We start from the raw sequence: 19,540 nt of genomic DNA on the forward strand, positions 1-19,540 counted from the left end.
GTTTTCCGAGGCTTACGGACGTTTCTCGGGGCCTTAAATATGAGCGAGGGCGTCGTTCTGCGGAACGACGCCCTCTTTTTGTCAGCCTTTTCCGCCCCGGGCTATCGCTATGCCGGATCGGGCACACTGGGCGAAGTCGGCAGCTACGGATGCAGTTGGGCATCTGCAATCAGCGGGACTAATAGTATAGACTTGAACTTCAATGCGACGTGGCTCTACCCCAGCGGCACAAACGGTCGTAACCTCGGTTTTCAGTTGCGTTGCCTCTCGGAATAAACGCAACTGAAGACCGTAGGTGCGGCGATCCGCAACGCTGGAAAAGAACCATGTCGTGCCGAAACTCAAGTGCAGGCCGTAGGTGTCGCTTGTAATGGAAGACTAGATGAAACCACCGTAGCCCATGTCGCTCAGCGCGCCCAAGGGGTAGTAGCGGTAGCCCGGGGCGAACCTCAGCACGCCGAAACTCAACGTGCTTATCCGGTATCCAGCGCCTACTTTTTCCGTGCCATCACCCGGCGAACGGCAGCTATGACGTCCGGCGTGTCAAGATGGAACTTGACCAACAATTCCTCCGGAGTTCCGCTCTCGCCGAAATGGTCGTTGACCGCCACATACTCCTGAGGCACAGGCTGATTCTGGGTTAACAGCTGTGACACGCTATCCCCCAAGCCTCCGTTGATCATGTGCTCTTCGCACGTGACGACACAGCCGGTCTTTCGCACCGAAGCGAGGATAGCTTCCGTGTCCAACGGTTTGATCGTGTGGATGTTCAGCAAATCTACACCGATCCCCTCCCGTTCGAGCTGTTCGGTGGCCTGAATCGCCCGCCACATCAGATGGCCGGTTGCCAGAATCGTCACGTCCTTACCCTCGCTCCACCGGACGGCCCGACCGATCTCGAACGGTTCGTCCGCCGGCGTGTAGATCGGCTCCGTCGGCCGGCCGAAACGCAGATAGACCGGCCCCTGATAAGCCGCCGCCGCTAGTGTGGCAGCTTTGGTCTGGTTGTAGTCGCACGGGTTGATGACGACCATATTGGGCAGCATTTTCATCAGCCCGATGTCTTCCATGATCTGGTGCGTGGCTCCGTCTTCCCCCAGCGTGATTCCGGCATGCGAAGCCGCGATTTTGACATTCGTGCAGGAGTAGGCGACGCTCTGCCGGATCTGGTCGTAGACGCGTCCGGTGGCGAACGCGGCGAAGGTGGTCACGAACGGCACCTTTCCGCCCAACGCCAAGCCGGCGCCGACGCTGATCATATTGGCTTCGGCAATCCCTGCCTGGAAAAAGCGGTCGGGGTTTTCCTTGGCAAAGGTGTTGAGTTTCAGCGATCCGGTGAGGTCGGCGCAGAGGGCGACGACTCGCGGGTCGGTCTCTCCGAGCAGGGTCATGGCGTCGCCGAATCCGGAACGGGTATCTTTTTTCCCTGTGATGGTATAGGGTCTCATGGTGTATGTAGGTTCTGTGTTAGTGGTTTGATTTCGGGGCCGTGTGGCTCTTTCGCTTTTTTCCGCCTCAATAGTCCCCCAGCTCTGTCGCCGGCAACTGTGCCAGGGCCCGTTCCGTCTGTGCCGCGTCCGGAGCCTTGCCGTGCCATTCGTTCGTCCCGGCCATGAAATCCACCCCGCAGCCCATCACCGTGCGTGCCAGAATCACCACCGGTTTCCCGTGTCCGCACGCCTCGTTCCGGGCATAGCGCAGCGTTTCGACCACCTGGCGCATGTCGTGTCCGTCCATCTCCAGCACCGTCCAGCCGAATGCCTCCCACTTCGCCCGCAGTTGCGCTCCGCATCCCATCCCCAGCACCGTGTCGCAGGTGCCGTCGATCTGCTGGCCGTTCATGTCCACGATGCCGACCACGTTGTCGATGCCTCGCGCCGCGGCGAACATCGCCGCTTCCCAAATCTGTCCCTCTTCGAGCTCGCCGTCGCCCATCATGACGAAAACGCGGTGTTCCGCATCTCCCGAGAGCCGCTTGGCCAGCGCCGCCCCCAGCGCCACGGAGAGTCCCTGTCCGAGCGATCCGGAGGCGACCCGCACACCGGGCAATCCTTTTGCCGGCGTGGGGTGTCCCTGCACTCGCGTTCCGAGTTTCCGGAAGCCGGACAGCTCCGACACTGGGAAATATCCTTTCCGTGCCAGAACGCTGTACCAAACGGGCGAGATGTGTCCGTTGGAGAGGAAAAAGAGGTCTTCACCGATTCCGGTATTTTCTGTTCCGGCTGCCGGAGTCTGCGGAATCTGCATCGTGTCGAAGTAGAGCGCGACGAGGGTGTCGGTGGCTCCGAGCGAACCGCCGGGATGGCCCGAGGCGGCTCCGGAAACCATCCGCACGATGTCGCGACGTACTTGTGCGGCCAGGGTTTCCAACTGTTTGATTTCTGCCATGTGTGATCTGTGTATCTGTTCTTTATGCGGGGACGGAAAGGGGTTATATGTTTTCCGTCAGTTTTTGTACCACCCGGAAGTGGTTGAAAAATTCTTTGGCGAAGACGCGGATGACGGTGTAGGCCGGAATGGCGAACAGCATCCCTGTCACGCCGGCGATGTAGCCGGCCATCAGGATGACCAGAAAGATCTCCAGCGGGTGTGCTTTCACGGAGCTGGAGTAGATGTAGGGTTGCAGGATGATGTTGTCGATCAGCTGGAATACGACGAGAATGATCACCATCGGGAAAATGATCGCTCCGGGTGTCGCTCCGGCCGGGAGGCTGAGCAGGGCGATGATGCAGCCGAGAATCCCGCCGATCAGGGGCCCGATGTAGGGTATGACGTTCAGCACGGCGGTGATCGCGCCGATGACTACGGCGGTGTTGAATTCCAGTCCGATCAGGTACAAGGGTACGGTAATGCAGATCAATTTGATGAGCATTTCGATGCAGATGCCGATAAAGTAGCGCACGAGGAGGGTGGTGGTGGAGTCGAGCGCGCGTCGGATGTTGGCTTCGTATTTGGAGGGGAAGAAGATGACGACGCTTTCGAAAAAGAGGCGGTCGTCTTTCAGGAAGAAGTAGGTGATGAAGCTGATGGAGAAGAGGGCGATGGCGAGGTCGACGACCCAGACGGTGACCGAGGTGATGGATTGTCCGAGGTTGACGCTGTCGAAGAGGGGGGCGAGCCGGGTGTCGAGGTAGGCTCGTGCCGAGAAGTTGTTGTCGGGCAGGAAGGTGTTGATGTAGGTTTCGATCTGGTGCATGGGTTCGCCGAGTGCGGCGGTGAGCCGGTCGATGTCGAACGAGGCGAGTTGGTTGATCTGCTGGAGCACGACGGGAATGAGCCACCGGGCGAGGATGTAGATCACGACGAGCATGACGATCAGTGTGGCCATGGCGGCGAGCCATCGCGGAATGTGGCGGCCTCGTATCCGGAGGTGTCCGAATGCGGTGACGAGGGGTTTCCCCATCAGCGAGAGGACGGCGGCGATGAGGATATAAAAGACGATGGTCTGGAAGTACCAGACGAGGAAGCCGGCGGCCAAAAGGCCGGCGCCTGCTGCGATCCATCGGTATATGGGGTTCATCGTCGTTCGGTTTCGCCGTTGTCCGTGCGGGTGCTGGACGTGGCGTTTCAATTATATGCTGGTGTGAGTCGACTGGCAGTCTTGTCGGTTTGTCGGGGTCGGCCGACTTTTGGTTGAGGCCGCCGGTTGTTTGGGGTCGAGGTGCCCGATTAGGGTAGAGGCTACCCGGTTCGAGTGCTGTTCGGCCCCGCCCCGGGCTACCGCAACTATAATACGGGCGCGCCGGTGAATGTCGGCAATTACGGGTTCAACTGGTCTTTCACGGTTAGCGGTGCTTATGGCATGAACTTGGGTTTCTACGCGACGTGGCTCGATCCCAGCTATGCGGACAACCGCGGCTATGGTTTTCCGTTGCGCTGCCTCTCGGAATAAACGGGGCCGAAAACCTGCGGTTCGCAGAACCGCCCGGGCCGGATGCCTTCCCCTCGGAAGGGACGCACAGCGTCTTTTGCTGACAGTCTCTACCCACGATGACCACTCCCGGGCGTCCGACCCACAAAAGCTATCCCCAGTCACCGCCCGGCTGTCATGTTCGGCCTGTCGCCTGGCCTCGTAGAGCCGCTAAAGCACGACCCATTCGTCTCTTTTAAGCTGTTCGCTGCCAGCGGTGAATGCAACGAGCCCCGACGAGTTGCAGTCCGCCGCGCGGGGTGGCGGCGAACTGCGCGACCCTAAAGGGTCGCAAGAGCACAGCCAATGATTCAGCTCCCCGCTCGGCCCAGCGCGGCGGGAAAACCGGCTACGGTTTTCCCGCCCAAAACAGGCACAGCCCAAAACTCGCCCCAGTTCTCCGCCCCGTGTCCGCCTCACTGCGGCTCCGCTGTCGCTCCGCCGCGTTTCCGCGCGCCTGGGGAAATCTTGTCAAAACACGCAAGCGAGTTTTGACGATTCCCCTCTTTAGGCGGCGGCGCGCAATCTGGACACTGCCCCGGCTGGTACTGTTCTTTCTGTGAACAGAAAGAACCAAAGAAACTTTAGACGGATGCTAACGCATCCTCAAACTGCCGACGGCCCCGTTTTTCGTTCACGCGCCTGCGCGATTCATTCCATTTCGGCTCATGCCGAAATAGCTGAATCGCTTCTTTAGGTGTGGCGCGCGTTTGGTTGGAGGGGACTGCGCTCGGGCCGCGCGTCCCGTGGACGGGAAATGCTTACGCATTTCAACTACCAGCCTCTACCCCACTTTGTTCACGCGCCGGGGGAAATCTTGTCAAAACGCACAAGTGCATTTTGACGATTTCCCTTTTTAGGCGTGGCGCGCGGTCTGATCACTGCCCCGGATAGAACTGTTCTTTCTGTGAACAGAAAGAACCAAAGAAACTTTAGACGGATGCTAACGCATCCTCACGCTGCCGATAGCCCAACCCTTTGCCCGGCACTCGGAATGGGCCGCTTCGACCTTAATCAGCTGTCTTTATGGTTTTCGGCAGACGTGCGATCACGGTGCGCATCCCCGTGGTCTTCTCGTCCAATTTCACGCAAATCTCACTCCCGACCGGTAACAAAATGTCAACCCGGGAACCGAATTTGATAAAGCCGCACTCGCGTCCCCGCTGCGCCGTCCCGCCCACGCAGGAATAACTCACGATCCGTCGCGCAACGAAACCGGCGATCTGGCGAAACAAAACCCGATGACCGCCCGCCGTCCGTACCACGGTGGTCGTCCGTTCGTTGTCGGTCGAGGATTTCGGATGCCAGGCCACCAGAAAACGTCCCGGATGGTACCGGAAGTAATCGATGATGCCGTTCACCGGATACCAGTTGATGTGGATGTTCCAGATCGACATGAAGATCGAGACCTGGATCCGCGGCTCGGAGAGAATCTCCTCTTCGAAGACCTCTTCGATCGCCACCACGCGACCGTCGGCCGGTGCCAGCACGCAGGCGTCGTCCGTGCAGTCCAACGCCGCCCGACGCACCGGAATCCGGAAAAATCGGCACACGAAAAGCACTTTCAGCAGCATGAAAAAGACAATCGTCCCGCTCAGCCAGAGCGGGAGAAAACGCACCGCCGCAAGTGCCGCTACGAGAGCGATAAGAATACTGGTCGTGATGATCCGTCGTCCTTCCCGGTGTAAATATTTGCGCATCTGGTTCGATTATAGTCGTTTCCGTATCGTTTCGGGCTGGGCCCGACCCCCTCTGATTCATCCTATTCGATCAATCCGGTCAGCAGGATGTAGACCCACGCCGCCGGCACCGCCAGCAACAAGGCGTCGAACCGATCCAGCAGGCCGCCGTGTCCCGGAATGATATTTCCGGAGTCCTTGACTCCGATCACGCGTTTGAATTTCGATTCGATCAGGTCGCCTCCCGTCGCCGCCAGGGCAATGATGAGGCCGAAGCCGAACCAGGCTAACCTGAGCCACAGCGGATTCTCCACGCCCGCCGTTCCGAACAAGTTCCGCAGGTCGGCATATAGCGCCCCCGTCTCCGGACTCCAATAGAGCGCGTACCACACCAAAGCCGTCCCCACCGCAAAAAGAATCCCTCCCGCAAACCCCTCCCACGTCTTTTTGGGCGAGATCACCGGCGCCATCTTATGCCGCCCCACCGCGCTCCCCACCAGATAAGCCCCCGTGTCCGAAAGCCACACGACGGTCATCAGCGTCACCACCAGCATCGGGTTCAAGAGCTGGATCAGGACGAAAGCCTGCGCGATGTACAATCCGCCCCACACCGTCCATCTCCCCCGCCGCTCGCCGAGAACGCCCCGGTTTTTGGCGAGCAGGCGGTAGTATTCCCACAAAGTAAGCCCCCCGAGTGTCGTCCACAGCAGGTAGAACGTTCCTCCCGGTCGCTCCGTCTCCGGATCGTACCACGCCAGCGTCAGGCCCACCATCACCAGAACGAGAACGATTCCGCTCACGGTGCGTGTGATCAGAGACTTAGCTTTCATTCGCCGAGCCCTCCTCCGTTTTAGCCTCCGTTTTGTCCGCTTCGGTAGCTGCGGGCTGCACCGAGTCCAGCGGATTCCGCGCCCCCTCCTGCCGTTTGCCGAAAATCCGCTCCAAGTCCTCCGTAAAAATCACTTCACGTTCCAACAGCAACTCTGCCAGCTGCCGAAGCCCTTCGCGCTGTTCCCAGAGCACTTGTTTGGCCAGTTGGTAGCACTCTTTGAGCAGGGTGTTGACTTCGTCGTCGATCAGCCGGGCGGTCTCCTCGCTGTACGGCTTCCCGAAAGCCATCTCGCTCTGCCCCGTGCTGTCGTAAAAACTCCGGTGTCCCACCGCCCGGCTCATCCCGTAGTAGGCCACCATCGCGTATGCCTGCTTCGTCGCCCGCTCCAGGTCATTCAACGCCCCCGACGATATCTCCCCGAAGGTAAGTTCCTCCGAAGCCCGCCCGCCGAGCAGCGACGCGATCTCGTGGGTCATCTGTTCGCGTGTGGTGATCTGCCGTTCGTCCGGCAGGTACCACGCCGCTCCCAAAGCCTTTCCGCGCGGGATAATGGTCACTTTCAGCAGCGGATCGGCCCATTTGAGCATCCAGCTGACCGTAGCGTGCCCCGCCTCGTGGTAAGCGATCGCCCGCCGTTCCACGTCGGTGAGGATTTTGTTTTTCCGCTCCAGACCGCCGATAATCCGATCCACAGCGTCCATAAAGTCCTGTCGTTCGACCTGTTTCTTGTTTTTCCGGGCCGCGATCAACGCCGCCTCGTTGCAAACATTCGCAATATCGGCTCCCGAGAAGCCCGGTGTCTGCCGTGCGAGGAAGTCGGTGTCCAAGTCCGGATCGAGTTTCAGCTTCTTGAGGTGGACGGCGAAGATCTCGGCCCGCTCCTTGATGTCCGGCAGTCCGACTTCGATCTGGCGGTCGAACCGGCCCGCCCGCAGCAAAGCCTTGTCCAAAATATCCGCCCGATTCGTGGCGGCCAAAATGATGACCCCCGCATTGGTGCCGAACCCGTCCATCTCGGTCAGCAGCTGGTTGAGGGTATTTTCCCGCTCGTCGTTGGACGACCACCCGCTGTTCTTCGACCGGGCCCGTCCGATGGCGTCGATTTCGTCGATAAAGACGATACACGGCGCCTTCTCTTTCGCCTGCTTGAAGAGGTCGCGCACGCGCGATGCCCCCACCCCCACAAACATCTCGACAAAATCGGAACCGCTGATCGAGAAGAACGGCACATTGGCCTCCCCGGCCACCGCCTTGGCCAGCAAGGTCTTACCCGTCCCCGGAGGCCCCACGAGCAGAGCACCTTTCGGAATCTTCCCGCCGAGTTCGCTGTATTTCCCCGGATTCCGCAGGAAGTCGACCACCTCCATCACTTCGATCTTCACCTCTTCGAGCCCCGCCACATCTTTGAAGGTGACTTTCTGGTCGTTGTCCTTGTCGAAAAGTCTGGCCTTCGCTTTCCCCACGCTGAACACGCCGCCGCCTCCGCCTCCCGCGCCGCCCGACATCCGCCGCATCAGGATGATCCAGAAGACGACGATGGCGATAAACGGCAAGGCCTGCCAGAACAGCGTCCCCCATCCGGAGTTGTCGTTCTCGAACGTGAGCCCCGGCACGTCGCCCTGCCCCCGTCCCGCAGCCGTCCCGTCGATCGTCCTGCGGTTGATGCTGTCCCGCGCCGCCTGGTAGTCGTTCTCGAACTTTTCGAGCGAGCCGATGTTGAAGTAGAATTGCGGCCCTTTGGTCGGAATGTATTTATAACGCTCCTGTGCTTTGTATTTCGCCACTGTGCCCGGCCGGAGCCACACTTCGGCCACTTCGCGATTGACGATCTGCACGCGTTGCAGGTCTCCGCTCGGCATCAGGGTGTCGCGCAGGGCGTCCCAGCTGATCCGACTCTGCCGTCCGCTCTCGCCGAAGTAGGCCCAGCCGAGAATGACGGCTATAATAATGCCCCACATCCAATAGATATTGAATCTGGGGCGCAAGGTATTCCGTTTTTCGTTTGCCATATATCAGAGGTGTGCCGCAAGCGGGCACGGATATGCGTTTTTTGTGTGCGGTTAGTATGCTTCGTATCTTTAATACTGGTCTTCGTGCCGGGTCAGTTCTCCGTCGGCCCAGAGCTCTTCGAGGCGGTAGAAGTCGCGCATCTCGCTTTGGAAGATGTGTACCATGACGTTCCCGTAGTCCATGGCCACCCACAGCGCATTGTCGAGCCCCTGTATCCGGTAGGGTTTTTCGCCGATCTCCCGGAGGGTGAGCTCCTCGACTCCCGCGGTGATAGCGGCGACCTGGGTGGTGGATTCGGCCTGACAGATCACGAAGGCGTCGCAGACGGCTCCGTCCAGCGCGGTGAGGTCGAGGCTGACGATCCGGTCGGCTTTCTTGTCCTGCATGGCGTGGACGATGGTGCGGAGGAGGGTTTGGGTATTTTCGTTCATTCGTTTCGATGGGGTTGCGGTCTCCCGCGGTCAAGGGGGCCCGATTTCGGACACTTTGCAGGAAACAAAGGTAAGTAATTTTTTTCTTTCGTGTTTTTTTCGAGCGGGGTGCGGGCGCTATCGGATTTCGGGCCGGTTGGCGGCGGGTTCTCCGGCCGGCAGGGGTCGCAGGGTGCCGAGGAACTGGAGGTGCTGGGTGCCGGAGCCCTGGATGGTGAGCGAGGTCTCGCCGGTGTCGAAGATTTCGAAGGTGAGGATGTAGCTGCGGTGGTTGGAGCGTTCATGGGCGCCGATGACGATCCATCCTTTCTGTTTCCCGGCGGGGAGATTCTCCACGCGGATGGCGGGGTCGGGAGCGGTGAAGAAGAAGGGCGACCGGTCGGGGTTGTAGATGGTGTTGTAGACGTAGCCGTAGTAGGGGAGGCTGCACACGAGGCTGTCGGGGGTGACGGCGACTTCGTAGTAGGTGTTGAGGTTGGCGTAGGGGATGCCTGTGATCTGGGTGACGACGCGGTTGGGGACGAAGAGGAACCGTTCGCTGCGGAGGATGGAGTCTACGGAGCGGGCGGTGGCGGCGGCTTGTTCGGCTCGCCGGGTTTTGCGGTCGTTGTTTCGGCCTGCGGAGGCGGGCAGGGCGTGGGGCAGCACGAGCAGCACGAACAGGAGTCCGAGCAGCAGGGTCGGAAAGAATGATCTGGTTTTCATGGGTGTGACGGATTAGGTGATATAGGTACAGGGTTTTGAGCAGAAATTGTGCCACGGTTGAGGGGTGTGGGTTTGAGTAGCGAACGGGGCGAAGCTTTAGGTCGAGCAGAAAAGTGGAAATGCGGAGCATTTCCCGTCCCGCCGGGGTCACCCGGACGCTGCCCGCGCAGGGCAGTTTTAGGCGGGGCAAAGCTTGCCCGCGCGCGACTGCTGGATAAGGAAATCATTCAAACGCGTGTTTCGCGTTTGAATAAGATTTCCGCCAGCGCGCGGACGAAGAACGGGGGTAGAGGCTGCCCATTCCGAGTGCCGGGAGGCACCGCCCGCCCGGCGTAAGGGCAGTCCCCTCCTGTAGGACAGCCGCGCGCCGCCGCCTAAAGGAGCGATTCAACTATTTCGGCAGTAAGCCGAATATAGATGAATCGCGCAAGGCGCGCGAAAAAGTGGCGGAGCGAAAGCGGAGCCGCAGTGAGGCGGACACAGGGCAAAGAACTGGGGCGAGCTTTGGGCTGTGCTCGTTCTTCGGGCGGGAAAACCGTAGTCGGTTTTCCCGCCGCGCTGGGCTGAGAATGGGGCTGTGGTGTGGACTGTGCTTTGGGCTTTGCTTTTGGCCGGGCTTTGGGCTGGAATCTGGGTCGAAAGCGAGTAGCTGAGTCCCCGTGGCCCGCAGCCTCCGGATGCGGAGGGGACGCACAGGGTGTTTTACTGGCCGTGTCTACCCCAAACAACAGGCCGTGTCTACCCCAAACAACAGGCCGTGTCTACCCCAAAGCTACCCCAAGTAACCGACAGCCTCTTCCCGAAAGCTACCCCATGCAAACCGCTCCGCCTTCGAAAGGCCCGAAAAACCCTTCCGAAGCCTCGCGAAACGACCGAATCGAAAAATATCGTATTTTTGTAAATTGTTCCCGTTGTGGAGATCTCCACAGGACAGATGAACCGATAAAACACGAAAAGAGAACTCAATACCAGATGAACTCCAACGAAATCCGCCAGACCTTTCTCAACTTTTTCCGCGAAAAACAGCACCGTATCGTGCCCTCCGCGCCTATGGTCGTCAAGAACGACCCCACGCTGATGTTCACCAACGCCGGGATGAACCAGTTCAAAGACATCTTCCTCGGCAACCAGCCCGCCCAGTCGCCGCGGGTCGCCGACAGCCAGAAGTGTCTGCGCGTGAGCGGCAAACACAACGACCTCGAAGAGGTCGGCCACGACACCTACCACCACACCATGTTCGAGATGCTCGGCAACTGGAGCTTCGGCGACTACTTCAAGAAAGAGGCCATCGCCTGGGCCTGGGAACTGCTCACCGAACGGTATAAACTGCCCGTCGACAGGCTCTATGCCACCGTCTTCGAGGGCTCGCCCGACGAAGGCGTGCCGTTCGATCAGGAGGCCTACGATTTCTGGGCCGAGCGGCTCCCCGCCTCGCATATCCTGCGGGGGAACAAGAAAGACAACTTCTGGGAGATGGGCGATACGGGCCCCTGCGGGCCGTGTTCCGAGATCCACTTCGACCTGCGCGACGATGCCGAACGGCAGGCGGTCGACGGGGCCAGCCTCGTCAACAAAGACCACCCGCAGGTGATCGAAATCTGGAACCTCGTCTTCATGCAGTTCAACCGCAAGGCAAACGGCTCGCTGGAGCCGCTGCCCGCGCGTCATGTCGATACCGGGATGGGTTTCGAGCGGCTCTGTATGGTGATCCAGGGCAAGAAATCGAACTACGACACCGACGTGTTCCAGCCCTTGTTGCAGGAGCTGGCCCGGATGGCCGGGGTCTCATACGGCAAGGAGGAGAAGAAGGACATCGCCATGCGCGTGATTGCGGATCACCTGCGGGCCATCGCCTTCTCCATCGCCGACGGACAGCTGCCCGGCAATGTGAAGGCGGGGTATGTCATTCGGCGCATCTTGCGGCGGGCGGTGCGGTACGGCTACACCTACCTCGGGTTCACCGAACCGTTCATCTGCCGCCTCGTGCCGACTCTCGTGGCGCAGATGGGGGGGCAGTTCCCGGAACTGAAAGCCCAGCAGCAGCTGATCGAAAAGGTCATTTCCGAAGAGGAGAGCTCCTTTCTGCGGACGCTGGCCACGGGGATCAACCTGCTCGACTCCATTATTAAGAAGCTGCCCGCTTCGGGGGCGGAGCGCACGATCGGCGGGACGGACGCCTTTACGCTCTACGACACCTACGGATTCCCGATCGACCTGACCCAGCTGATCGCTTCGGAACAGGGGGTGAAGGTGGATATCGAGGGGTTCGAACGGGAGCTGGAGGCGCAGAAAAACCGGTCGCGGAACGCTTCGGCGGTCGAAACCGACGACTGGGTCGACGTGCTGCCGGTCGAACGGTCGGAGTTCGTCGGCTACGACCATACCACTTATAAAGGGGTGCACATCGCCCGGTATCGGCGGGTGACTTCCAAGGGGAAGAGTCATTATCAGATCGTTTTGGACTATACTCCCTTCTACGGGAATATGGGGGGGCAGGTCGGCGATACCGGCTATCTGCTCGATCCGGCGACGGGCGAACGGACGGTGATTACCGATACGAAGAAGGAGAATAACCTGACGGTGCACATCGCGTCGGCCCTTCCGACCGATCTCGGGGCAACGTTTGAAGCCTTCGTCGATACCGACCGGCGGATGGCCTCGGCGGCCAACCATACGGCGACCCACCTGATGCACCATGCTTTGCGCGAGGTGCTCGGGCCGCATGTCGAACAGAAAGGGTCGCTCGTGACGCCGGAATACCTGCGGTTCGACTTCTCGCACTTCCAGAAGATGACCGATGAGGAGCTGCGGGCAGTGGAACGTCGGGTCAACGCGGCGATCCGCGCCAACTTCGTGCTCGAAGAGAACCGCCACTGCACGATGGAGCAGGCCAAGGAGCTGGGGGCGATGATGCTCTTCGGCGAGAAGTACGGCGACACGGTGCGGGTGGTGAAGTACGGCCATTCGGTGGAGTTGTGCGGGGGGCTGCACGTGCCGGCGACGGGGAATATCGGCCTGTTCCGGATCGTCTCCGAAGAGTCCAGCTCGGCCGGTATCCGGCGGATCGAAGCGGTCACGGGACGGGCGGCGGAGGAGCTGTGCGAACAGCAGAACGATGTGATTAAGGAGTTTATGGCCGCTTTGCGCACCAATCAGGTGGTGGCGGCGCTGAAGAAACTCACGGAAGAGAATGCCGAGATGGGCAAACAGATCGCTCAGGTGCGGCAGGATCGCGACCGGTTTATGGTCGAAAAACTGATGGATTTTGCCGAGCCGTTCGGCGATTTCAGCCTGATTTCGAGACAACTGGATATTATGCCGGAGTCGGTGAAAAACATCGCTTTGGGGCTGCGCGGGCGGATCGGCAACGGGGCGGTGGTATTCGGGAGCGTGTTCGGCGGGAAACCGACCCTGACCGTGGCGTTGAGCGATTCGGCGGTGGAGGCGGGCTTGAATGCCGGGGCCATCGTGCGCGAGGCGGCCAAACTGATTCAGGGCGGCGGCGGCGGTCAGCCTCACTTCGCGACGGCGGGCGGGAAGAGCGGCGACGGGATCGAGGCGGCGATCACGGCGGCGATCGACCTGATTAAGGCAAAGTTGAATGCGTAATCGTATGAAATCGGCCCGTCTGTATACGATTTTCTGGGTAGCTGTGCTGCTGGGGAGCGTTTTTTCGTCGTGCGACCACACGCCGGAACGGAAGACGACCTTTGCCGTGGTGCCCAAGGTGGACGACGCGTCGGTGGCGCTGGCCAAGGCGGCGGCGCTGGCGGCGCGGGAGAGGTATGATGTGGCGGTGCGGTGGGATGTTTCGTATCGCCCGACGGCCGCTTCGCAGGCCGAGCTGATCGACAAGCTCGTTCAGGCGGGGGTGGATGGCATTCTGTTGAGTTGTATCGACGCTTCGGATGCGGAGTTGAGTGGGGCGATCGACGCTGCCGTGGCGGCGGGGGTCTTTGTCGGGACGTTCGACTCGGATGCGCCGGGCAGCGCGCGGAGCTTCTATATCGGTTCCGACCAGACGGCTGCCGGCGAGCTGGCGGCGGTTACCCTGCGGGAGCTTTGTGCCGAAGGGGGTCGGGCGGCGACGGGGATCGGTCTGTTCGGCGGGGTCGAGGGAGATGCGGCTATGGAGCAGCGGTTGGCGGGATTCCTGCCCGAGGTGCCGGACACGGCGGCTCTCTTGTGGTCGGGCGATGTGCCGGCGACGGGGCGGAAGCAGGCGACCGATTTTCTGACGGACGAGGCGCAGCTGCCGATCAACGGAGTGGTTTTCCTCTCGGGGACGACCTTGGCGGAGGCGAACAGTATCGGCGGGATGGCGCGTTTGGACAGTCTCTGCCGGGCGGCGACGGAAGCGGAGGAGGGGGCTGCGGCTGCGGCGGTCTTTTTCGACCCGACGAACGACGTGCTGGAGTTCGTGCACCGGATGCCTCATTGTGCGGCGATCCGACAGGATTATCCCGTGATGGTGAACGGCGGGATCGAGCGGTTGCTCCGGCTGGTGCGGGGCGAGGGGAATGGGGGCGAGGAGGTGGTCTATATGCCGGTCGAGGTGATCCGGTAGCGTTTCTTTACGGCATGAACGAATCGTTCGACATATCGCAGCGCTGGGCGGCCATCGTCAATCCGGTGGCCGGGAGCGGCCGCGGGCTGACCGACTGGCCGCAGATCAGCGGCCTGTTGCGCGACGAGGGGATTGCCGTGGATGCCATGTTCACGCTGCGCAAGTACCACGCTACGGAGTTGGCCGTGGCGGCGGTGCGGCAGGGCTATCGGCGGATCATCGTGGTGGGCGGCGACGGGACGATTCACGAGACGGTGAACGGCTTCTTCATCCAGCAGTCTTGTCCGACGACCGATATTCTGATGGCTGTGATTGCGGTGGGGACGGGGAACGACTGGATTCGGATGTTCGGTATTCCGCGGAATTATGTGGATGCGATTCGTTCGATTCGCGAGAGCCGCTCGTTCCTGCAAGATGTCGGGCGGGTCAGCTATTACGAGTCGAAGGTGCATCAGGTCAGGTATCTGGCCAATGTGGCGGGGTTCGGCTACGACGCGGCGGTTTGTCGAGGTTTCAACCGGCTCAAGGAGAGGGGGTATCGGGGGCGGTGGATCTATCTGTTCAGTGTTTTTCGCGAAGCGATTCGCTATCGGGCGCGTCGTGTGCGGATCGCGGTGGATGGCAAGGAGGTCTTTCACGGACGGTTGTTCACCGGCACGGTCGGCATCTGCAAGTACACGGCGGGGGGGCTTTCGCAGACGCCGAATGCCATTGCGGACGACGGGCTGTTCGACCTCACGGTGATTCCGAATATGAATCGGGTGCGGTTGTTCCGGCGGTTCCGGGTGGTTTACACGGGCAATATTTACGATATTCCGCAGATTCGACTGTTTCGCGGGGGGCGGATCGAGGTGCGGGCGGATCGTCCGGTTCGGTTGGAGATCGACGGCGAGATACTGGGGTATTCCGATTTCGAGTTTCAGATCATCGAGCGTGCGGTGCGGGTGGTGGTGAGCGAGAAGTTCATCCGCGATCGGGCTTAGGGCGGGGCTTAACCGGCTGCCCGCGCGCGGATAAAGAACAGGGCGAAGATTTGGGCCGAGACTGCCCATTCCGAGTGCCGGGAGGCACCGCCCGCCCGGCGTAAGGGCAGTACCCTCCCGTAGGACAGATGCGCGCCGACACCTAAAGAAGCGATTCAACTGTTTCGGCGGTGAGCCGAAATAGAATGAATCGCGCAAGGCGCGCGGAAACGCGGCGGAGCGAAAGCGGAGCCGCAGTGAGGCTGACACGGGGCGGAGAACTGGGGCGAGCTTTGGGCCGTGGATTGGGCTATGCTCTTGCGACTCGCAGAGTCGCGCGGGCCGAAGCCTCCCGCCGCGGAGGCCCGCAACTCACGTTGCTGTGGGCCCCGCAAGCTTCGGCCGCTTGAACTGAGAGCGAGTAGCGCGCCCGAGGACGAACTTCGCAGAATGGGGGCGGTGAATGGATGCGGTGCTCGTGCGGCTCTTTGAGCCGCGCAGTTCGCCGCCACCCCACGCGGTGGGCTGCAACTCGTCGGGGCTCGTTGCTGCTCTCCGCTGGCGGCGACTGCTGTTGTTGGTCAAGGGGTGAATGGGGGTGTTGCTTTTGCGACCCAACGGGTCGCGCGGGCCGGACGCCTGCCCACGGGCGGCCCGCAACACGCCGCTCCGCGTCGATAGTTGCGGTGCCTCCCGGGCGTCCGTCCGCAAAGTCAAATTGAAATAGGGTAGAGTCACCTAATTAGGGTAGCTCCAGCCCCTTGCCCACCGCGGGCCCGCGTCGTTTATTCCGAGAGGCAACGCAACTGAAAACCGTAAGCACGGTGGTACGAATCGTTGGGATGGAGCCACGTCGCTCGGAAACTCCAGTGCATGCCATTGTTCCCGTCGAACGTGGAACCCCAGCTGTAACCACTGTTGCCGACGTTCCATAACGCCCCCGTATCCCGATGGCGGTAGCCCGGGGCAGTGCCGCTCGGCACTCGAACCGGGCCGCCTGTACCCTCCAAAGATACCTCTACCCCGACAGGCCGGCTTTCCGCCCCGAAAACCCCTTGCATACAAGCAGATACCCCCTCCGAAAAACACATGGGTCAGGTCAAGATACTGAAAGCCTCCGCCGGTTCCGGAAAAACCTACCGGCTGGCCTACGAATATATAAAAGGCGTCGTCCGCGACCCCTCTCTCTACCGGAGCACCCTGGCCGTGACCTTCACCAACAAGGCCACCGAGCAGATGAAGCGGCGGATCGTCGAGAGCCTCCACGCCCTCGCCTCCGCTCCCGCCGAAGAGCCTGAAGGCGGCGAACCGGAGGTGCCCTATCTGCGCGAGCTGATGCGCGAGACCGGCCTCACCCGGAGCACCATTGTCCGGAACGCCGGTGCGGCCCGGAGCCTGATCCTGCACGACTACTCCCGGTTCGCCGTCTCCACCATCGATAAATTTTTCCAACGCGTCGCCCGCGCCTTTTTCCGCGAACTGGGGCTCGATTTCGACTACACCGTCGAGATCGACCGCGAATGGGTGTTGGACGCCGCCATCGACCGGCTGCTGGAGCGGACAGCCGCCGAACCCGCCGTGCGGGAGGCCGTGAACCGGCTCCTCGACGAACGCGCCGAACAGGGACGCAGCTGGGACGTGCGATCCGACCTCGTGCGAATCGGCGGCGAGCTCTTCAAAGAGAGCTACGTGCCCGACTCCGGAGCCTTCAAACGACTCGTCGGGGTGTTCGATGAGATCGTGCGCGACATCGAACTGCGCTTCGGACAGGTGAAAGAGACCGCCCGGCGTGCTGTGGAGCTCATTACCGCCGCCGGGCTGACCCTCGACGACTTTCCCTATAAGCGGATGAGTTTTGCCGGCTACCTCTTCCAGCTTGCCGAAGCCGACGCGCCGAAGCCTTATGGATTGCGGTTCCGGCAGGCCGTTGAGAGCGTCGAAACATGGAGCACCAAACGCGCCCCCGCCCGCGAGCGGATCGAAGCCCTGGAACCCGCTCTGATGCCCCTGTTACAGGAGGTGCGCGACGGCGTCGACCGGCTGATTCGGGACGTCAACTCGCGCGAGCTGGTGCGCGAGAACCTCTCGCGGAGCCTCCTGCTGTCGCGGCTCGAAAGCGAAGTGCGCGCTGTGGCCGCCGAGGGGAACCTCGTGATGATCGACCAGACCGCTGCCCTCATCCACCGGCTGGTGACCGGCAACGACGCTCCGTTCATCTACGAGAAGGTCGGAAACGCCTACTCGCGCTACATGATCGACGAATTCCAGGACACATCGGCCAAGCAGTGGGAGAACTTCATTCCGCTGTTGGACAACGCTTTAGCCGAAAACGAGGGCGAGGCCGTCATGCTGATCGGCGATGTGAAACAGTCCATCTACCGGTGGCGGGGCGGCGACTGGCGGATTTTGGGGGCCGAGGCCGAAACGCGCTTTGCCGGCGCGCTGGCCGAGCCCGTACCGATGGATACCAACTGGCGCAGCGAACGGAACATCATCGCTTTCAACAACCTCCTGATGCGGAGCATCGTGGAGCGGGACGCCGCCGAGTTGGAGGAGCTGCTGGCCGAAGCTCCTCCAGCCGTGCGGTCGGGGGCCGGGATGCTGCGACGCTCCTACGAACGGTTCGAACAGCGATGTGCCCCGGGCAAGCTGTTGCGGTCGCCCGAGGGGTATGCCGAGGTGATTCCCGCTCCGCGCGAGCAGGTCGGAGCGCTTTTGACCGCCCGCGTGGCCGATATGCTGGCCCGCGGCTATGCCTTGCGCGACATCGCCGTGCTGGTGCGGAACAACTACGAGGCTCCGATGGTGGCCGACGTGCTGCTCGAAGCCGGCTATCCGATTGTGAGTCAGGAGGCGTTGCTGCTCAGCAGCTCGCCTGCCGTAGGGTTCGTGATGACCCTTTTCGCGCTGGCCGTCTCCGGCGAGGATACCGTCGCCCGGGCCCAGTACAACGCATTTTTGGAACGCCCTTACGGCGCGCCGTTGTCCGAGGAGGAGGGCACGTTTATCGGGAGCCTGCTCCGGAACTCCCTGACCGAGGGGCTGGAACGGATCATCGAGCGATACGGGCTCGGGCGGCGGCGCGAAGCGACCGCTTTTCTCCAGGCGCTCTACCAGGCGATGCTCTCGTATGAAAAACAGGCCTTGCCCGACCTGCCGATGTGGCTCGAGTGGTGGCGCGAGAAGGGGGTGCGGAAGACGGTCTATCTCCCTTCTGAACAGGACGCTATCACTATTATGACTGTTCATAAGGCGAAGGGGCTGGAATTTCCGTGCGTCGTGCTGCCTTACTGCGACTGGGAACTGCTGCCCAAGGCGGGTCGGACGACCCTCTGGACGGCTGCGTCGGGCGTCGGGGCCGACCGCTTTGCCGAGCTGGGCACCGTGCCGGTGGGGTACAAAAAAATCATGGAGCAGTCGCACTTTTCCGAGGCTTACTACCGCGAGAGTGTCTATGCCCATGTCGACAACCTGAACCTGCTCTATGTGGCCCTGACGCGGGCCGAGCGGGAGCTCTACGTGATGTACGATCCGCAGGCGCAGGGCACGGCGCGGGTGTCGCGTCTGATCGACGCGGTTTTGCCGGAGGTCGAGGCGTTGGGCGAGGAGCGTTATGTTCTGCCGGATGGCGTCGGGGAGGGAATTTTTTATACTTTCGGCGAACGGGGGCCGGCACCTTCGGCGGGCAGTCCGGGGAAGGGAGTTTCCGAGGGGGGGATCGAGCTGGAGGACTTTCCGTCTCACGACGCGGGCCAGCGGGTGCGGGCACGGTGGCGGTCGGATCGCTACTTCGGAACCGACCGGGAGGCGGTGTCGCCGCGGCGATACGGGGTGTTGATGCACCGTTTGTTCGAGCTGACGGCGGGGCCCGAGGGGGTCGGGACTGCGATCGAGCGGATGCGGACGGCCGGCGAGATCGTCTCGGACGAGGAGGAGCGGTTGTTGCGGGAGCGGGCTGCGGCGGCGTTGTGCGATCCGGTGGTGGCGGAGTGGTTCTCGCCGGAGTGGGAGGTGGTGCACAGCGAGCGGGAGATTATCGCGGGACAGGGTGTCCGGCGTCCCGACCGGGTGATGACGCGGGGGCGCGAGCAGGCGGTGGTGGTGGACTATAAGTTCGGGGCGCTGCGGAAGCCGGGCTATGGGCGGCAGGTGGAGGAGTACATGTCGCTGCTGCGCGAGATGGGATACGAGCGGGTGGAGGGTTACCTGTGGTTCGTGGAGCTGGGCGAGGTCGAACGGGTCGGCTGATGGGCTTATCTGTCCCGTTCTTTGTGCTGGAGGGAACCGTACCTTCTTGAAAGAAAGGTACCCAAAGAAAATACCGAGATTTGGGTGACCGGCAGCTGGAGGATGCGTCAGCATCCGTCTAAAGTTTTTCTGGTTCTCTTTGTTCACAAAGAGAACAGTACCAGCCGGGGCAATGACCAGATCGCGCGCCACGCCT

Annotated in this window: 15 protein-coding genes; 6 read left to right on the plus strand and 9 right to left on the minus strand. The window is 61.4% G+C overall.

The features are described 5' to 3' along the window. Nucleotides 1-39 precede the first annotated feature (39 nt). Nucleotides 40-276, plus strand: coding sequence for a hypothetical protein (locus Q9S52_RS05235; RefSeq protein WP_304708388.1), 237 nt, complete (start codon nucleotides 40-42; stop codon nucleotides 274-276). Nucleotides 277-491: 215 nt separating this feature from the next. On the opposite strand, the gene Q9S52_RS05240 is transcribed toward Q9S52_RS05235, so the two are convergent. From Q9S52_RS05240 to Q9S52_RS05250, 3 genes are all read right to left on the minus strand, one after another. Next, nucleotides 492-1,448 (minus strand): transketolase family protein, encoded by a 957-nt coding sequence (locus Q9S52_RS05240; protein WP_300828683.1) that lies wholly within the window; start codon nucleotides 1,446-1,448, stop codon nucleotides 492-494. A gap of 67 nt (nucleotides 1,449-1,515) precedes the next feature. Beyond that, nucleotides 1,516-2,388, minus strand: a complete 873-nt coding sequence (locus tag Q9S52_RS05245) for a transketolase (protein WP_304708389.1) — start codon at nucleotides 2,386-2,388, stop codon at nucleotides 1,516-1,518. A gap of 43 nt (nucleotides 2,389-2,431) precedes the next feature. Next, the gene (locus Q9S52_RS05250; protein ID WP_304708390.1) at nucleotides 2,432-3,520 is read right to left on the minus strand and encodes an AI-2E family transporter; all 1,089 of its coding nucleotides are present in this window, start codon (nucleotides 3,518-3,520) and stop codon (nucleotides 2,432-2,434) included. Nucleotides 3,521-3,745: 225 nt separating this feature from the next. Between Q9S52_RS05250 and Q9S52_RS05255 the strand changes: the two genes are divergently transcribed. Beyond that, complete coding sequence (locus Q9S52_RS05255) at nucleotides 3,746-3,892, plus strand: hypothetical protein (protein ID WP_304708392.1); 147 nt, start codon at nucleotides 3,746-3,748, stop codon at nucleotides 3,890-3,892. A 1,028-nt stretch (nucleotides 3,893-4,920) separates the two neighbouring features. On the opposite strand, the gene Q9S52_RS05260 is transcribed toward Q9S52_RS05255, so the two are convergent. The 5 genes from Q9S52_RS05260 to Q9S52_RS05280 all read right to left on the minus strand — a co-directional run bounded on the left by Q9S52_RS05260 (nucleotide 4,921) and on the right by Q9S52_RS05280 (nucleotide 9,567). Beyond that, complete coding sequence (locus tag Q9S52_RS05260) at nucleotides 4,921-5,610, minus strand: phosphatidylserine decarboxylase family protein (RefSeq protein ID WP_304708393.1); 690 nt, start codon at nucleotides 5,608-5,610, stop codon at nucleotides 4,921-4,923. Between the two features lie 62 nt (nucleotides 5,611-5,672). Further along, nucleotides 5,673-6,419 (minus strand): phosphatidate cytidylyltransferase, encoded by a 747-nt coding sequence (locus tag Q9S52_RS05265; protein ID WP_304708394.1) that lies wholly within the window; start codon nucleotides 6,417-6,419, stop codon nucleotides 5,673-5,675. Next, on the minus strand, nucleotides 6,409-8,430 hold the full coding sequence (gene ftsH / locus Q9S52_RS05270) for an ATP-dependent zinc metalloprotease FtsH (protein WP_304708395.1): 2,022 nt from the start codon (nucleotides 8,428-8,430) through the stop codon (nucleotides 6,409-6,411). Before ftsH ends, Q9S52_RS05265 begins: the two co-directional genes overlap by 11 nt. A gap of 69 nt (nucleotides 8,431-8,499) precedes the next feature. Further along, the gene (gene rsfS / locus Q9S52_RS05275) at nucleotides 8,500-8,862 is read right to left on the minus strand and encodes a ribosome silencing factor (protein WP_297623427.1); all 363 of its coding nucleotides are present in this window, start codon (nucleotides 8,860-8,862) and stop codon (nucleotides 8,500-8,502) included. A gap of 117 nt (nucleotides 8,863-8,979) precedes the next feature. Next, complete coding sequence (locus Q9S52_RS05280) at nucleotides 8,980-9,567, minus strand: DUF4251 domain-containing protein (RefSeq protein ID WP_300726872.1); 588 nt, start codon at nucleotides 9,565-9,567, stop codon at nucleotides 8,980-8,982. 972 nt (nucleotides 9,568-10,539) lie between these two features. On the opposite strand from Q9S52_RS05280, the gene alaS reads away from it, so the two are divergent. Genes alaS through Q9S52_RS05295 form a run of 3 tightly spaced genes read left to right on the plus strand, consistent with a single transcriptional unit; the run spans nucleotide 10,540 to nucleotide 15,117 of the window. Beyond that, the gene (alaS, locus tag Q9S52_RS05285) at nucleotides 10,540-13,176 is read left to right on the plus strand and encodes an alanine--tRNA ligase (RefSeq protein ID WP_304708396.1); all 2,637 of its coding nucleotides are present in this window, start codon (nucleotides 10,540-10,542) and stop codon (nucleotides 13,174-13,176) included. A gap of 4 nt (nucleotides 13,177-13,180) precedes the next feature. Continuing rightward, a complete protein-coding gene (locus Q9S52_RS05290; RefSeq protein ID WP_304708397.1) occupies nucleotides 13,181-14,134 on the plus strand; it encodes a substrate-binding domain-containing protein in 954 nt (317 codons plus the stop codon). 14 nt (nucleotides 14,135-14,148) lie between these two features. After that, a complete protein-coding gene (locus Q9S52_RS05295) occupies nucleotides 14,149-15,117 on the plus strand; it encodes a diacylglycerol kinase family protein (protein ID WP_297623443.1) in 969 nt (322 codons plus the stop codon). Between the two features lie 764 nt (nucleotides 15,118-15,881). Here the strand turns inward: Q9S52_RS05295 and Q9S52_RS05300 are convergent. Beyond that, nucleotides 15,882-16,079 carry a hypothetical protein gene (locus tag Q9S52_RS05300; protein ID WP_304708398.1) on the minus strand — a complete coding sequence of 66 codons (198 nt, stop codon included), beginning with the start codon at nucleotides 16,077-16,079 and terminating at the stop codon, nucleotides 15,882-15,884. A gap of 106 nt (nucleotides 16,080-16,185) precedes the next feature. Between Q9S52_RS05300 and Q9S52_RS05305 the strand changes: the two genes are divergently transcribed. Continuing rightward, nucleotides 16,186-19,344, plus strand: coding sequence for an exodeoxyribonuclease V subunit beta (locus tag Q9S52_RS05305; RefSeq protein ID WP_304708399.1), 3,159 nt, complete (start codon nucleotides 16,186-16,188; stop codon nucleotides 19,342-19,344). The last annotated feature ends 196 nt before the right edge of the window (nucleotides 19,345-19,540 follow it).

The organism is uncultured Rikenella sp., assembly GCF_948810725.1.
GTDB lineage: Bacteria > Bacteroidota > Bacteroidia > Bacteroidales > Rikenellaceae > Rikenella.